This is a genomic window from Paraburkholderia sp. 2C, from assembly GCF_054589215.1.
On record NZ_BAAILL010000036.1, the window covers coordinates 325,512 to 337,517 of the forward strand.

Consider the following 12,006-nt stretch of genomic DNA (forward strand, 5'->3'; position numbering starts at 1 on the left):
GTATTGCTCCAGTGGCGCTGTCGCAGCGCGATTCGAAGCCGCAGCTTCAATCGAGCGGCAGCGCCCGAATCCCTTCCGCATCGATGCGCAGATATCCGCCACGGCGCTCGCCGTGGTCGAGGTCCCAGTCCGGCAGCACCCAGCGCGTGCCGCCTGCTTCGCGATGGCGGGCGGGCCGGTGCGTATGGCCGTGGATAATCGTCGCGGTGCCGGTCTTCTTGAAGAGCGCCGCGATGCCCTCGCGGGTCACGTCGTAGCGCGGCGACACGGGCCGCGTGCGGTTCTCGTCGCCTGCGCGGCGCATGCGCTCCGCGAGCGCCTTGCGCCATCGGTAAGGCCACAGCAGAAAGAGCCACTGCGCGAAGCGGTTGCGCGCAAAGCGGCGAAAACGCAGATAGCGACGATCGTCGGTGCACTGGCCATCGCCGTGTGCGAGCGCAATTCGCGTGCCGAACGACGTGATCACGAACGGATCCGGCAGCCAGATCGCGCCGGCCGCTTTCATAAAGCGCTTGCCGAGCAGGAAGTCGCGGTTGCCGTGCATCACATAGAGCGCGATGCCGCGCTCCGACAGCGTATGCATCAGCGCGGCCATGCGCGCGGGAAACGGTTCGGCGAGCATGTCGTCGCCAATCCAGTATTCAAAGAGATCGCCGAGAATAAATACCGAATCGGCATGCTCGGCATTGACGCGGATGAAATGCTCGAACGCGGCGACCGTGCGCGGCATCGCCTCGGAAAGGTGCAGATCCGACAGGAAATAAAACGGACGTGCGGCGTGCGGGCGTTTACCCTCGCCGGGCACGCCCGCGGCGACGCTTCGCAGCGGCGTTTCTTGCAGCATCGACGTATTTTCTGTTGATTGCTCGTTCTACGATTATGGAATAGCTGCAGCCGCGTGGCGGGTGTGACGACAGGCGTAACGCCGTCGATCCGACGACGATACGCCTCATGCCTCGTTGCAATGCGTGTGTTGGCGACGCCCGATTCCGCGTGGATCGCGTGCGCCGCACATTTGCCTGAGCCTGAACGACGTCGACCGGTTATTCGATGCTCATTCGACCAGTTATTCGACCACTACCGCTTTTTCGATGACCACGTCGTCGACGGGCACGTCCTGGTGAAAGCCCTTCGAACCGGTTTTCACCTTGCGGATGTTGTCGACCACGTCGAGACCGTCGACGACCTTGCCGAATACCGTGTAGCCCCAGCCTTGCGGCGTCGGCGACGAATGGTTGAGGAAGTCGTTGTCGTTGACGTTGATAAAGAATTGCGCAGTGGCCGAATGCGGGTCGTTCGTGCGGGCCATCGCAACCGAGCCCTTGACGTTCTTCAGGCCATTGTTTGCTTCGTTGTCGATCGGCGCCTGCGTCGTCTTCTGCTTCATGCCGGGTTCGAAGCCGCCGCCCTGGATCATGAAGCCGTCGATCACGCGGTGAAACACCGTATTGTCGTAGTGGCCGGCCTTCACGTAGTTGAGGAAATTCTCGACTGTCTTCGGCGCTTTGTCCGCGTCCAGTTCGAGCTTGATGACGCCGTGGTTCGTATGCAGTTCAACCATGATGGATTCCTTGATCAAAGCGGGGTGAGTGACAGGCGCGGCAAGAAACGCGCCCTCCCAGACTACTACTTGCTGACCACTGTCGCCGATTCGATCACGATCGGCTTTTGCGGCACATCGCTCATGGGGCCGCGCGACGTGGTCGGCGTCCCTTCGATTTTCTTCACGACGTCCATGCCGGACGTGACCTTGCCGAACACCGCGTAGCCGTTACCGTCGGGATTCGGATAGTCGAGATTCGCGTTGTCGACCGTATTGATGAAGAATTGCGCGGTGGCCGAATTCGGATCGCCCGTGCGCGCCATCGCGATGGCGCCGGTCACGTTCTTCAGCCCGTTGCGGCTCTCGAGTGGAATCGGCGCGCGTGTCGGTTTTTCGGCGAAGCTCGTCGTGTAGCCGCCGCCCTGAATCATGAAGCCCGGAATCACGCGGTGAAAGATCGTGCCGTTGTACTGGCCGGACTTCACGTAGTCGAGGAAATTGGCGACCGTCTTCGGCGCTTTCTCGGGATACAGTTCGACGCGAATGTCGCCATCCGACGTCTTGAAAAGGACAGACGGATGCGCCGCTTGCGCGGCGGACTGCGCAAACGCAGGCGCGTTCGCGACGAGGGCGGCGCTGCCGAGCGCCAACAACAAGCGTTTCATGTAGTTCCTCGGGTTAGGGAAAAGACGCGGGATAAGCGCGGATCGAACGTGAAACAGCGCGAAACAAGCGCGGATCAAAAACGCGAACTGCAAGCGCGAACTGCAAGGGCGAACTGCAAGCGCATCAGCAGAAGCCGCACCGCTCACCGCGGCGGCGCGACATACGGCGGAATGGCAAGCGAACCGCTCGTCGGCCCGCCGAACTGGAACGACGGCGTATCCACGATGTTCGACGTGGCGCGCGTTGTGTAGTCGGTCGCGGCCGATGCGCCGGGCGCCGTCTTCGCTGTGGTCTTCGGCGGCGACACGATCTTCTCGATGTCGGCAAGACGTTGCTGCGTGGCGCCGGTCGCGGCGCCGAGACTCTGTGCGCGGCGATAGGCCTGATCGGCCATGCGCAGATAGAGGTCGCCGAGATTCTCGTACGCGAGCCCGTAGCCGGGGTTTGCCTTCGTCGCGGTTTCGAGCGCGGCGCGCGCGTCGCCATAGCGGCCTTGCTTCGCATATAGCGCGGCAAGATTGTTGTACGGCTCGGGCAATTCCGGGTATGTCTCGGTCAGTTCGGTGAACGCGGCGATCGCATCGTCGGTGCGATTCATGCGTGCGAGCACGGTGGCGCGTTTGAACTTCGCCTGCGCGTCGCGCGGATTTTCCGCGATGCGCGCATTGAGTTCGGCGAGCGCGGCGCTCCAGTTCTTCTGCGCGATCGATGCATCGGCTTCCGGTGTCGCGTCGCGTGTGGCCGGGCCGTGCGCAACAACGCCGGCTTTCTGCGCGTAGGCGCTCGTTCCGGGTACGATCAGCAACGCAAATGCAAAGAGCGCCGCAATGTGCGCGACGCCTCGTGCGCGGCCGCTGGAAGATTTCATAGGGAGAGGTCTGGATGTTATACTCCGACCCATTCTAACAAAAGGTCTGCGCGTTTTCGTCGCGCTTTTTTGTCGAAGCACAGACTGTCTTTCGCCACTCGTGGTCGTCTCCGCTTTGCTGGCAGTGTGATCGCCGCACCAGGTGCGCGATCGGTTTCCGAAGAATCTGTGCCGGGTGAGTGTTGTGTAGTGGAGGCTTGCCCGCCTGCTTTCGTCCGGTCTCCGGTCACACCGCCGATCATGTCGTCGCACCATGTGTCCGTTGCCGCCATAATCAGTCGCATGTGCGGTTCGTTGCATGGGTTCATCGCATCATGGCGCGGCATGAACGAGCACAACGCGGATTTCTTTCGGCCCACGCATCGTTCTCTATGGAATCACTGCGCATCTACAACACGCTCGCGCGTGACAAGCAAACTTTCGTGCCACTGCAGGACGGCGTGGTGCGCATGTACGTGTGCGGGATGACCGTGTACGACTATTGTCACGTCGGCCATGCGCGCGTGATGGTCGTGTTCGACGTCGTGCAGCGGTGGCTGCGCGTGCTTGGTTACAACGTAACGTACGTGCGTAACATCACCGACATCGACGACAAGATCATTCGCCGCGCCGTCGAGAACGGCGAGACGATCAAATCGCTGACCGGCCGTTTCATTCAGGCGATGCACGAAGACGCGGACGCACTCGGCGTGCAACGTCCGGACCTCGAGCCGCGCGCGACGGAGTTCGTTCCGCAGATGCTGGGCCTGATCGAAAAGCTCGAAGCGAACGGCTTCGCGTATCAGGCGGCCGACGGCGACGTCAACTACGCCGTGCGCAAGTTCGCCGACTACGGCAAGCTCTCGGGCAAGTCGCTCGAAGATCTGCGCGCGGGCGAGCGCGTGGCCGCAAACGATGCGAAGCAGGATCCGCTCGACTTCGTTCTATGGAAGCAATCGAAACCCGACGAACCCGCCGATACCGGCTGGGAATCGAAGTACGGGCGCGGCCGTCCCGGTTGGCATATCGAATGCTCGGCGATGGGCTGCACATTGCTCGGCGAACACTTCGACATTCACGGCGGCGGACAGGACCTGCAGTTTCCGCACCATGAGAATGAGATCGCGCAAAGCGAGGCTGCGACCGGGCAAACGTTTGTGAATTACTGGATGCACAACGGCTACGTGCAGATCGATAACGAGAAGATGTCGAAATCGCTCGGCAACTTCTTTACGATTCGCGAAGTGCTTGCGCAATACGACGCCGAAGTTGTGCGCTTCTTCATCGCGCGCGCACACTATCGTTCGCCGCTCAACTACAGCGACGCGCATCTCGACGATGCACGCAATGCACTCACGCGTCTTTACACGGCTTTGAAAGATGTGAGCGCCGACAGCGCCTCGCTCGACTGGAACGAATCGCACGCAATGCGTTTTCGCGAGGCGATGAACGACGACTTCAATACGCCGGTGGCGGTCGCCGTGCTTTTCGAACTCGCGAGTGAAGTGAATCGCACGCGGGATCCGGCATTAGCACGGCAATTGCGTGAGCTCGCGCATGTAATCGGTTTCCTTGACCGTGAGCCGCGCGAGTTCCTGCAGCAAGCGGCAGGCAGGGTGAAAGAGGGTGGGCTCGAGGTGGCGCAGATCGAGGCGAAGATCGCCGCGCGCGTTGCCGCGAAGCAGGCAAAAAATTATGCCGAGGCAGACCGGATTCGCGCGGAGTTGCTCGAAGCCGGGGTTGCACTTGAAGACAAACCCGGTGGGTTGACCGAGTGGCGGCGCGTGTGAGCGCACCTCGTTTTTCACTCTGATCGACTCACCAGGCAGGAGGCAGGATGGCAACGGCCACGAAGACGCCGGCTAAACGTGCCGCGTCTCAAACCAGAACGGCATCTGCGGTCAAACGTGCGCGCGCGGACAACGCCGCGCAAAACGCGGCGCAACATCAGGTGAAGCGCGCGGCGAAGGGCGGCACGCAAACGCCGCGCAAGGCGGCGGCAAAGCGTGTGTTGAACGGTGCGGCACGCCCGGCTGAAGCAACGCCGGTCAGGGCGTCGCGCTCGCGCGCGAAGGCTGCGGCGAGCGGCAATGGCGAGTTGCCCGCCGAACTCGCGGGCACGCAGCAGACGTTCGAAGCGGATACGCTTCACGAAGGCGAGGTCGTACGCAAGACGCGTGCGTCCGTCGATACCGAAGTCGCGGTGCCGGTGCAGATCGGCGGCCTTGCGCCCGAAGTCACGCGGCCTGCGTATTGGGACAGGGCGTGTGTGGATCTCGTCAAGCGCGACCGCATTCTGAAGAAGCTGATTCCGAAGTTCGGGCCCGTGCATCTGTTGAGCCGCGGCGACCCGTTCGTCACGCTCGCGCGCTCGGTCGTCGGTCAGCAGATTTCGGTAGCGAGTGCGCAAGCCGTGTGGGAGCGCATCGAAAGCGCATGTCCGAAGCTCGTGCCGCAGCAGATCATCAGGCTCGGCGCCGCGAAGCTGATCGCGTGCGGGCTGTCGAAGCGCAAAACCGAGTACATTCTCGACCTTGCGCAACACTTCGTATCGGGCGCGTTGCACGTCGGCAAGTGGACGTCGATGGACGACGAAGCGGTGATCGCGGAGCTGACGCAGATTCGCGGCATCGGCCGCTGGACCGCGGAGATGTTCCTGATCTTCAATCTGTCGCGCCCCGATGTGCTGCCGCTCGACGATCTCGGGCTGATTCGTGCGATCAGCGTCAATTACTTCAGCGGCGAGCCGGTAACGCGCAGCGAAGCGCGCGAGGTCGCGGCGAACTGGGAGCCGTGGCGCACGGTCGCGACATGGTACATGTGGCGCAGTCTCGATCCGCTGCCGGCAGACGAATAACCGCTGGCGAAGCATTTAAGCAGTGGGTGTCGCGAGTCGGCGCTCGCTCGTTGCGTCCGAATGTGCGGCGCGCCACACGGCGATCCGCATAAAGGCCTCAACACAAGGCACCATAAAGGCTGTTGCGCGCGACGTCCCACCCGCCCTCCGGGCGGCGTCGAGCGTGGCGCATGAGCGCGTGCTATCGAATTTCGAGATTTAATAGTTTTGGGACGATTTGGACAGCGGCGGGCGCGGTTAGAATACGCGCTGCCGGTAAGTCGAAGGATTAAAAACCAATGAAGACCACCTTTCTGGATTTCGAGCAGCCCATCGCCGAGCTCGAAGCGAAAATTGAAGAATTGCGCTTCGTGCAGGACGATTCGGCCGTCGATATTTCGGAAGAGATCGAGCGGCTGTCGAAGAAAAGCCAGCAGCTCACGAAGGATCTTTATGCGAATCTGTCGCCGTGGCAGGTGTCGCAAATTGCACGTCATCCGCAGCGTCCGTACACGCTCGACTACGTGAACGAACTGTTCACCGACTTCCACGAATTGCATGGCGACCGCTCGTATGCGGACGATCTGTCGATCGTCGGCGGCCTCGCGCGATTCAATGGCCAGCCCTGCATGGTGATCGGTCATCAGAAAGGGCGCGATACGAAAGAGCGCGCCTTGCGCAATTTCGGCATGCCGCGCCCCGAGGGGTATCGCAAGGCCGAGCGTCTGATGCGTCTTGCCGAGAAATTCGGCTTGCCGCTGTTTACGTTTATCGACACGCCGGGCGCGTATCCGGGCATCGGCGCGGAAGAGCGCGGCCAGTCCGAGGCGATCGGCCGCAATCTGTATGTGATGGCCGAACTCAAAACGCCGATCATTTCGACGATCATCGGCGAAGGCGGCTCGGGCGGCGCGCTGGCTATCGCGGTGGGCGATAGCGTGCTGATGCTGCAATTCTCGACCTATTCGGTCATCTCGCCGGAAGGCTGCGCATCGATTCTGTGGAAGAGCGCCGCGAAAGCGCCGGAAGCGGCCGAAGCGCTCGGTCTGACCGCGCATCGTCTGAAGGCGCTCTCGCTGATTGACAAGATTGTCAACGAACCGCTCGGCGGCGCGCATCGCGATCCGAAAGGGATGGCAGCATTGCTGCGCCGCGCGCTGGCCGATTCGCTGCGTCAGTTCCAGGGCATGAGCGTCAATGACCTGCGTCAGCGCCGTTTCGACCGGCTGATGTCGTACGGCAAATTCAAGGAAACGACGCCGGGCGCATAAGCGCGGGGCGCGCCGTGCTTCGTGCGCTCATTGCGTGCTCATTGCGTACTCACTGCGTGCTCACTGCGTGCTCATTGCGCCACGAGGTAGACCGCGATGACGGTCGGTCTCCCGTCCATCACCGGCGCTATGCCGAGGCGGCGAGGATCGACCGCGTGGCGAGTTTTCCACCGCGCGGTCGTGCGCCCAGCGCGCTGCACGTATCATGAGCGTGTGGCGCATGTGACGGGCCTTTGCCGCGCATCGGTGGTGTGTGACTCGCATCGTGACTCCTTGCCGTGAACTTTTCTTCTGACCCCGCCGCCGATCGCCTCGTGCTCGATGCGATCGAAGCCGTGCTCGTCCAGGAGCCCGCCGATACACGCATTGCCATCGCCTACAGCGGCGGCCTCGATTCGACCGTGCTGCTCGATGCAGCCGTGCGCGTCGCAGGCGCTGCGCGCTGCGTCGCGTTCCATATCCATCACGGCTTGAGTCCGAATGCCGACCGCTGGCTCGCGCACGGCGAAGAGCAGGCGGCGGCGCGCGGTGTATCGTTCGCGGCACGTCACGTTGAAGTGCGGCGCGACGCGGGTATCGGTATCGAAGCCGCGGCGCGCGAGGCGCGTTATCGTGCGCTCGACGCGCTGTGCGACAGCGAGCACGTGCGGCGCATCTGGCTCGCGCAGCACGCGGACGATCAGGCCGAAACGGTGCTGCTGCAATTGCTGCGCGGCGCGGGCCTCGCGGGGCTCGCGGCGATGGCGCCCGAGCATCGGCCCGCCGGGGCGGCGGTGACGCGCGTGCGGCCGTTCCTGCACCTGCTGCGCGCGCAACTCGAAGACTACGCGCACGGCCGCGCGCTGCGCTGGATCGACGACGAATCGAACGCCGACACGCGCTTTGCGCGCAACGCGCTGCGTCATCACGTGCTGCCGCAGCTTGCCGTGCATTTTCCAGGCTTTCGCGACGCGCTCGCACGCACGGCCGCGCATGCGGGCGCCGCGCAGCGCCTCGTCGACGAACTTGCGCGCATCGACATGCAATCCGTTGCCGGCGATGGCGACGCGCACGCGTTGTCGCGTGCCGCACTGCTCGAACTCGACGACGAGCGCGCGCTCAATCTGCTGCGCTACTGGATGCGCACGCTCGGTCTGCCGGCCGCATCGACGGCGCGGCTCACCGATGCGCTGCGGCAGTTGCGCGACGCGCGCGACGATCATGGCCTGCGCATCGATCATGCGGGTCAGACGCTGCGCAGCTATCGCGGGCAAATCTATTGGGAAGCCGGCGACAGCCGCGATGCCGCCGACGAGACCGCGTTGACCGAGCGGCCTGTCAGCGAATTGACGTGGCGCGGTGAAGCAGTCTGGCGCTTGCCGGCGTGGCGCGGAACGTTTGTGTTCGCGCAAGCGCCGGCCACCGATGCTGCGGCGTCCGGTTCACCGGCGCGCGGCGACCCATCCGCGATTCCCGCTGCGTTGCTGATGAATAAACCGCTGTTTGCCCGTGCACGCAGCGGCGGCGAGCGCATGCGCTGCGACGCGCACGGGCCGACCCGCACGCTGAAGAATCTGTTTCAGGAGCGCGGCGTGCCGTCGTGGAAGCGCGATGTGCCGCTGCTTTATGCAGGCGAGTTGCTGCTGTACGTGCCGCTGCTCGGGGTGAATCTCACGGCGCTCGACGCATTGCATGCGGGCCATGCAAAAAGCGCAAGAGACACGAAACACGCGCCGCACGCGAGCGAAGAGGGCGGCACCGCCGCCGCCCCATCCGCCGACCGCTGGATACGGATCGACTGGCGCGAAGATCTGTTGATTGCCTGAGCGCGTGCCGCCGCACGGCGTTGCCCATGCGCGGCACGCACGCGGTTAAACCGGCGGTCAAACCCACGGTTAAACCAAGGTTAAACCCACGGTTAAACCCTTTCCCCTCAAGCGTTTGCGACGCGTTCGACTTGTCAATTCGCGTCGCTTCAGGTAGGGTAGCTTGTTTGCCCGACCTGCTTTGCACACCGTTTTTTAGCGGTTTGGGTCCGGTTCAGGCCGATTCACCGTCGGATTCAAGGCCGATTTCACGGTCGATCAAGGTCGATCAAGGTCGACTGAGGTCAAGCAGCGAGCGGCGCATCATCCGCGCCCCGCTCAAACCGCCGCACTACCGCCGCCACGAGCCCTACAGGGCGCGTATCCGGAGCAGGATTGCGGCGTGACCGGATCGGTTCCGATCCGCTTCCTGTCGAAGGGAAGGGCAAATCAAAGGGCAATTCCGCGCGTGACGCGCACGCTAACTTCGCGCCGCACACCTCGCCGTCGTTCCAGAACGTTGTGCTTCCAGCTGTGTGGTCCGTCCTCAACGTGCGGGCGTGACGCGCATCAAGCGTTTGAAGCGTCTCCAGCTTTTCCTACGGTTTAAAAACGACAATGGCACTCATCGTACACAAATACGGCGGCACCTCGATGGGCTCGGTCGAGCGCATCAAGAACGTCGCGAAGCGCGTCGCGAAATGGCACAAGGCCGGCCACCGGATGGTCGTCGTGCCGTCCGCGATGTCCGGCGAAACGAACCGCCTCATCGGTCTCGCAAAAGAAATTTCCGGTCAGCCGAGCCCGCGCGAGCTCGACATGATCGCGTCGACCGGCGAGCAGGTCAGCGTCGGTTTGCTGTCGATCGCGCTGCACGACGCAGGCGTCGACGCGGTCAGCTACACGGGCTGGCAAGTGCCGGTCAAAACCGATAGCGCGTTCACGAAAGCGCGCATCAACGATATCGACGGCGAGCGCGTGCTGCGCGACCTCGATGCGGGCAAGGTCGTCGTGATCACCGGCTTCCAGGGCATCGATCCCGAAGGCCACATCACAACCCTCGGCCGCGGCGGTTCGGATACGTCGGCGGTGGCGGTGGCCGCGGCGCTCAAGGCCGACGAGTGCCTGATCTACACCGACGTCGACGGCGTCTACACAACCGACCCGCGCGTCGTCGAAGAAGCGCGCCGGCTCGATCGCGTGACCTTCGAGGAGATGCTGGAAATGGCGAGCCTCGGCTCGAAGGTCCTGCAGATCCGCTCAGTGGAATTCGCCGGCAAATATCAGGTCAAGACGCGCGTATTGTCGAGCCTGACCGATCCGCTGATGCCGCTCGAAAGCGAAATGTCCTCGGGCACCCTGATTACTTTTGAAGAAGACGAGACCATGGAAAAAGCAGTCATCTCCGGCATTGCGTTTCAGCGGGACGAAGCCCGCATCGCCGTGATGGGTGTGCCCGACAAGCCGGGCATCGCGTATCAGATCCTCGGTCCGATCGCCGAGGCGAATATCGATGTCGACATGATCATCCAGAACCAGAGCGTCGAGGGCAAGACGGCGTTCACGTTTACGGTCGGCCGTGGCGATTATCAGCGCGCGATGGACATCCTCACGAATCAGGTGAAGGGCCATATTTCGGCGGAGCAGGTGCTCGGCGACCCGAAGGTGTCGAAGGTATCGGTGGTCGGCGTCGGCATGCGCTCGCATGTGGGCATCGCGAGCAAGATGTTCCGCACGCTGTCGGAAGAGGGCATCAACATCCAGATGATTTCGACCTCCGAAATCAAGATCTCGGTGCTGATCGACGAGAAATATATGGAGCTCGCCGTGCGCGCGCTGCATAAGGCGTTCGAACTCGATCAGGCTTGATCGCGCGTCGGTTCGACGGTGTCGATGGCGGTATGCGTGGGTTCGTGCGGCAGGTTCGTGCGGCAGGTTCGTGCGGCAGGTTCGCGCGATGACAGTGCAGTGACACCGCTGGCATAAAAATTGTGCCAGGGAAATTGACCTGTCATCCTGAACCCGCTATCATCTTGGCTTCGTCGCGCTGCCTCCCTGGCGCGAGCGAAGGTTTGGGAGACGTGGCCGAGAGGTCGAAGGCACTCCCCTGCTAAGGGAGCATCTGGGCCAAAACCTGGATCGAGGGTTCGAATCCCTCCGTCTCCGCCAGTACGTGAGTATTTGGCGGTGAAACCCCGTAAGTTCTCGGACTTACGGGGTTTTGTTTTTGTGGCTTCCGGTTTCATCCACCGAGCTGAGCATCGCGAAATCGATGTCGTGATTACCTGGGATAACCAGGCGATACCAGGCGATACCAGGCGATACGCGAACCCGCAAAGCGCGCGAAAGGGCGAGTCCAATGACCGCGCGTTTCTGCGCAGTATTTCGACCGGTGACCCGGAGCAGCGAAGTCGCCAGACAGGCATCGAGCATCGGCGTGCGTTGCACCGTCAAGTTTTCCGCAGTGGTGCCGATAAGACACGCAACATCGGTCACATCGGGGCGCGGCGCGCGGTTGCGTCACCAAACCCTGTCGCCTGTAACTGCGCGTTACAAGCAAGGGGAAGACGCCATTTTGTGCATCAGTTATTACAAAGTTGAAATATGCTAGCGGCCTTCGTTTGTTATATTGAGACGCAGGTAGTCGACAACACAAACACACACACTCGCAAAATAGGTGAACACATGAAGACCACGCGTCTTGTTACGTTACTGGTCGGCGCGCTCGCGATCGGCGCGTCGAGCGCGGCGATGGCTGGAGGAGTGCATGTTGGTATCAACCTCGGCATCCCCGCACCGGTCTATGCGCCGGCTCCCGTGTACGCAGCGCCTCCGCCGCCCGTCGTGTATGCGCCGGCTCCGGTGTACGCACCGCCTGCGATCGTGATCGGCTGGCATGGCAACCGCTACTGGGATGGTCGCCGCTACTGGGGCCGCGATGAGTGGTATCGCCATCATGGCGGATACCGCGGTGGTTATCACGGCCATGATCACGGCCACGGCAACTGGCACTGAGCCTGGGTGCGCAGTTCAGCACCGCGTACGCGTCGACTAGCAGA

Annotated in this window: 11 protein-coding genes and 1 tRNA gene; 7 read left to right on the forward strand and 5 right to left on the reverse strand. The window is 62.6% G+C overall.

Annotated elements, in window-relative coordinates:
- Positions 1-46: 46 nt before the first annotated feature.
- The 4 genes from ACYPXD_RS14070 to ACYPXD_RS14085 form a co-directional block, all read right to left on the reverse strand.
- On the reverse strand, positions 47-844 hold the full coding sequence (locus tag ACYPXD_RS14070; protein WP_459712169.1) for a UDP-2,3-diacylglucosamine diphosphatase: 798 nt from the start codon (positions 842-844) through the stop codon (positions 47-49).
- A gap of 222 nt (positions 845-1,066) precedes the next feature.
- Positions 1,067-1,561 (reverse strand): peptidylprolyl isomerase, encoded by a 495-nt coding sequence (locus tag ACYPXD_RS14075; RefSeq protein WP_459712172.1) that lies wholly within the window; start codon positions 1,559-1,561, stop codon positions 1,067-1,069.
- 65 nt (positions 1,562-1,626) lie between these two features.
- Positions 1,627-2,208, reverse strand: a complete 582-nt coding sequence (locus ACYPXD_RS14080) for a peptidylprolyl isomerase (RefSeq protein WP_459712175.1) — start codon at positions 2,206-2,208, stop codon at positions 1,627-1,629.
- A gap of 143 nt (positions 2,209-2,351) precedes the next feature.
- The gene (locus ACYPXD_RS14085; RefSeq protein ID WP_459712179.1) at positions 2,352-3,077 is read right to left on the reverse strand and encodes a tetratricopeptide repeat protein; all 726 of its coding nucleotides are present in this window, start codon (positions 3,075-3,077) and stop codon (positions 2,352-2,354) included.
- Positions 3,078-3,448: 371 nt separating this feature from the next.
- On the opposite strand from ACYPXD_RS14085, the gene cysS reads away from it, so the two are divergent.
- The 6 genes from cysS (at position 3,449) to ACYPXD_RS14115 (ending at position 11,116) form a co-directional block, all read left to right on the forward strand.
- On the forward strand, positions 3,449-4,846 hold the full coding sequence (cysS, locus tag ACYPXD_RS14090) for a cysteine--tRNA ligase (RefSeq protein WP_459712184.1): 1,398 nt from the start codon (positions 3,449-3,451) through the stop codon (positions 4,844-4,846).
- Positions 4,847-4,893: 47 nt separating this feature from the next.
- Positions 4,894-5,913, forward strand: coding sequence for a DNA-3-methyladenine glycosylase family protein (locus tag ACYPXD_RS14095; RefSeq protein ID WP_459712187.1), 1,020 nt, complete (start codon positions 4,894-4,896; stop codon positions 5,911-5,913).
- A gap of 278 nt (positions 5,914-6,191) precedes the next feature.
- A complete protein-coding gene (locus tag ACYPXD_RS14100) occupies positions 6,192-7,163 on the forward strand; it encodes an acetyl-CoA carboxylase carboxyltransferase subunit alpha (protein WP_459712190.1) in 972 nt (323 codons plus the stop codon).
- A 278-nt stretch (positions 7,164-7,441) separates the two neighbouring features.
- Positions 7,442-8,968: a tRNA lysidine(34) synthetase TilS gene (gene tilS, locus ACYPXD_RS14105; RefSeq protein WP_459712193.1), complete on the forward strand. Its 1,527-nt coding sequence runs from the start codon at positions 7,442-7,444 to the stop codon at positions 8,966-8,968.
- Between the two features lie 597 nt (positions 8,969-9,565).
- On the forward strand, positions 9,566-10,816 hold the full coding sequence (locus tag ACYPXD_RS14110; RefSeq protein ID WP_459712195.1) for an aspartate kinase: 1,251 nt from the start codon (positions 9,566-9,568) through the stop codon (positions 10,814-10,816).
- 206 nt (positions 10,817-11,022) lie between these two features.
- Positions 11,023-11,116, forward strand: a tRNA-Ser gene (locus ACYPXD_RS14115).
- A 42-nt stretch (positions 11,117-11,158) separates the two neighbouring features.
- Here the strand turns inward: ACYPXD_RS14115 and ACYPXD_RS14120 are convergent.
- Positions 11,159-11,443 carry a hypothetical protein gene (locus tag ACYPXD_RS14120; protein ID WP_459712198.1) on the reverse strand — a complete coding sequence of 95 codons (285 nt, stop codon included), beginning with the start codon at positions 11,441-11,443 and terminating at the stop codon, positions 11,159-11,161.
- Positions 11,444-11,632: 189 nt separating this feature from the next.
- Here ACYPXD_RS14120 and ACYPXD_RS14125 point away from each other — a divergent pair, with 189 nt between their 5' ends.
- Positions 11,633-11,962, forward strand: a complete 330-nt coding sequence (locus tag ACYPXD_RS14125) for a hypothetical protein (RefSeq protein ID WP_459712201.1) — start codon at positions 11,633-11,635, stop codon at positions 11,960-11,962.
- The last annotated feature ends 44 nt before the right edge of the window (positions 11,963-12,006 follow it).

What these genes read in the sequence shown, in the direction of transcription:
- ACYPXD_RS14110 (WP_459712195.1), top strand. Translation starts at nt 9,566, where the DNA reads ATGGCACTCATCGTACACAAATACGGCGGCACCTCGATGGGCTCGGTC.
- ACYPXD_RS14070 (WP_459712169.1), bottom strand. Translation starts at nt 844, where the DNA reads ATGCTGCAAGAAACGCCGCTGCGAAGCGTCGCCGCGGGCGTGCCCGGC.
- cysS (WP_459712184.1), top strand. Translation starts at nt 3,449, where the DNA reads ATGGAATCACTGCGCATCTACAACACGCTCGCGCGTGACAAGCAAACT.
- ACYPXD_RS14100 (WP_459712190.1), top strand. Translation starts at nt 6,192, where the DNA reads ATGAAGACCACCTTTCTGGATTTCGAGCAGCCCATCGCCGAGCTCGAA.
- ACYPXD_RS14125 (WP_459712201.1), top strand. Translation starts at nt 11,633, where the DNA reads ATGAAGACCACGCGTCTTGTTACGTTACTGGTCGGCGCGCTCGCGATC.
- ACYPXD_RS14085 (WP_459712179.1), bottom strand. Translation starts at nt 3,077, where the DNA reads ATGAAATCTTCCAGCGGCCGCGCACGAGGCGTCGCGCACATTGCGGCG.
- ACYPXD_RS14075 (WP_459712172.1), bottom strand. Translation starts at nt 1,561, where the DNA reads ATGGTTGAACTGCATACGAACCACGGCGTCATCAAGCTCGAACTGGAC.
- ACYPXD_RS14095 (WP_459712187.1), top strand. Translation starts at nt 4,894, where the DNA reads ATGGCAACGGCCACGAAGACGCCGGCTAAACGTGCCGCGTCTCAAACC.
- ACYPXD_RS14080 (WP_459712175.1), bottom strand. Translation starts at nt 2,208, where the DNA reads ATGAAACGCTTGTTGTTGGCGCTCGGCAGCGCCGCCCTCGTCGCGAAC.